Raw genomic sequence first — 2,775 nt, forward strand, 5'->3', positions numbered from 1 at the left:
CGCCGGGGCCGCGCGAGCCGATGCCCTGACCGCCGGCGACGCGTCCACCGGCCTGGCGGGACATGGACTCGCCCCAGCCGCGCAGGCGCGGCAGCAGGTACTCCAGCTGGGCGAGCTCCACCTGGGCCTTGCCCTCGCGGGATTTGGCGTGCTGGGCGAAGATGTCGAGGATGAGCGCGGTGCGGTCCACCACCTTGACCCCCACCACGTCCTCCAGGGCGCGCCGCTGGGAGGGGGCGAGCTCGCCGTCGACGATGACGGTGTCCGCCCCGGTGTCGGCGACGATCTCGGCGAGCTCCTTGGCCTTGCCGGACCCGAGGTAGGTGGCCGGGTCGGGGTGGTCGCGACGCTGGATGAGGGCGTCAAGCACCTCGCTTCCGGCGGTCTGCGCCAGGGCGGCGAGTTCGCGCAGGGAGGTTTCGGCGTCCTGGGCGACGGCGGTGTAGGCGGCGCCGTTGGTTACCGGAGCGCCCAGGGGGGCTTGGGCGCCGTTGGGGTGCGCCGGGTGCGCGCTGATGCGGCCGCCCGCCGAGGCCACCTGCGGCAGTTCAAGGCCGACGAGGATGACGCGCTCGAGGCGGACCTGCCGGTACTCGACCTCGCTGACATCCTCCAGCTCGGTGCTCAGGCTGGCCACGCGGCGGGTGCCGGCGCGGGCCTCGCGCTCCAGGGCACCGGCCGCATCGGCGTCGTCGTACTCGCTGCGGCCGGAGGTGGAGGCCAGGGCGGTGCCGGTGCGGGACAGGACGCGCGCGGCGAGGTCCTCGGCGGCGTCGCTGCCGGTGCTGAGGTTGTGGTCGTCCGGGTGGCTGGAGGGCTGTGTGTGTTCCATGCGAGGCCCCATGCTACTTGCCCCCGCCGGGTTTGCCGAGCGCTCGTGGGCGGCGTTCGCCGACGGCGGGGCGCGGTGGCCGAGCGGGGACAACGGCGGGGTGCCCGCCGCGGCCGTGGGCCGATACGCTCCCGGGGTGACCTTCCCCGAGACCAGCGAGCCCGACGCCGTCGGGTCACCGGCCGAGCCCGCCGCCTCCGGCGCCGTCGGCCCCGCCACAGGTAGCGGTCCCGGCGCGTCCAGCACCCCTCCAGACCCGGCCGACCGAGCGGCTCCTGGCTCGGCGTCGTCCCCGGCGCCGTCGCTGCGCAATCTGCTGACCACGCCGGTGGGGCACCTGGCCATCGCCATGCTCGTCGTGGAGTTGCTGGCCGGCATGCAGACCTACATCAACCAGACCGTGCTGCCCCTGTTGGCCACGGACCTGGGTGCGCGGGCCCACTACGGGCTGGTGACGGCCGCCGCCATGGTGCCGACCTTCCTCACCATGCCGCTGGGCGGCAGCATGCTGGCGCGCTGGCGGGCGGACCGGCTCATGACCGCACTCACCGCCGTGCTGGTAGCAGGAGCGGCGACCGGGGCGCTGGCGCCGAATATCGGCGTGTACGTGCTCGGCGAGGTGCTACGGGGCCTGGCCGCCGGGGCGCTGGCAACGGTGACGATGGGCGTGCTGGTGGCGGGCCTGCCCGAGGCGTGGCGACGCATGTTCCTGGCGGCCGGGTCGGCGATGTGGGTGGTCTCCTCCATCCTCGGCCCCGGCTATGCGGCCGCCGTCTCGGCGGCGTGGGGCTGGCGCTGGGCGCTGGTCGCCTACGTGCCGCTGCTGGTGGTTGCCCGGCTCCTCATGGCCCACGAGATCCGGGGCCTGCAGGTCAGCGACGACGAGTCGCATCCGCCGGTGGTGCCGGCGCTGACAATGGCCACAGGGGTGGCGGCCATTGGGGTGGTGCCGGCGGCGTCGGCGCTGTTCTTCCCCGTAGGAGCGGTGGCGGTGGTGGCCGTGGTGTGGGCGTGCGCGCAGGTGTTCCCCGCTGGCACGCTGCGGCTGCGGCCGGGACGGCGCGCGGCGCTGGCCACGCTGACCTGGCTCAGTGCCGCCTACTTCACGCTGGACTACCTGGTCTCGCCCTCCGCCCACGACGTGCTGGGGCTGGGGCCGACGGCAATCGGCTGGGCACTGACGGGCGCGGGGTTGGCCTGGTCGGTGGTGGCCATCTGGACGGCCGCCCACCCGGCCCGCGAGCCGCACCGCTACCGTGCACGCGTGAGCGGCGGCGCGGTGTGCTTCGTGGTCGGCGGGGTGCTCATGACGCTGGCCTTCTCCGGGGCCACGCCGTGGTGGTGCCTGCACCTGGGCTTCGCCACCGCGGGATTCGGGATGGGGCTGACACATCAGGACACCATGATCCGTTGCGTCACCGCCCCGGAGGATCTGGGTGGGGCTCCCGACGGTATCTCGCAGGCGCGAGCGGCGACCTCGGTGACGGTGGCCTCCAACGCCGGCGCCGCCACCCTGGGCACGCTGGCAACGACCTTCGTGGCGCCGTCGGCGGCGGGCGTGCAGGCGAGTCTGCTCATTCCGACCCTGGCGGTGCTCATCGTCGCCCTGGGGCTGCTCCCCCTGCTGGCCCGTCGCGCCGCCTAACACCCCGCCCCTCACCGAAACCGGCACTTGTAACGCACCGAAACCGGCACTTGTAACGCACCGAGACCGGCACTTGTAACGTACCGAGACCGGCACTTGTAACGCACCGAGACCGGCACTTGTAACGTACCGAGACCGGTCGAAGTGGTCGGGGAACCTCTCGGTTCGGGAATCTGCCGGGGAAGCCGGCCCCGAATGACGACGGGCCTTCCCCACTCCCCAAGGTCGTGCGCTGCGCGGCGGCCCGGTAGGGTCGGGGCCGTGAGCGAGCAGCACTACTTCACCGCCTCCCCCGAGA

Annotated in this window: 1 protein-coding gene and 1 pseudogene; one reads left to right on the forward strand and one right to left on the reverse strand. The window is 73.6% G+C overall.

Going from position 1 to position 2,775, the window contains the following annotated elements; genetic code table 11:
* Nucleotides 1-832 (reverse strand): annotated as a pseudogene (locus tag RWX45_RS11605) (GTPase HflX); the annotation flags it as partial.
* 10 nt (nt 833-842) lie between these two features.
* Between RWX45_RS11605 and RWX45_RS11610 the strand changes: the two are divergent.
* Complete coding sequence (locus RWX45_RS11610; RefSeq protein ID WP_316023877.1) at nt 843-2,477, forward strand: MFS transporter; 1,635 nt, start codon at nt 843-845, stop codon at nt 2,475-2,477.
* The last annotated feature ends 298 nt before the right edge of the window (nt 2,478-2,775 follow it).

This window comes from Actinomyces sp. MRS3W, from assembly GCF_032465695.1.
Classification (GTDB): Bacteria; Actinomycetota; Actinomycetes; order Actinomycetales; family Actinomycetaceae; genus Actinomyces.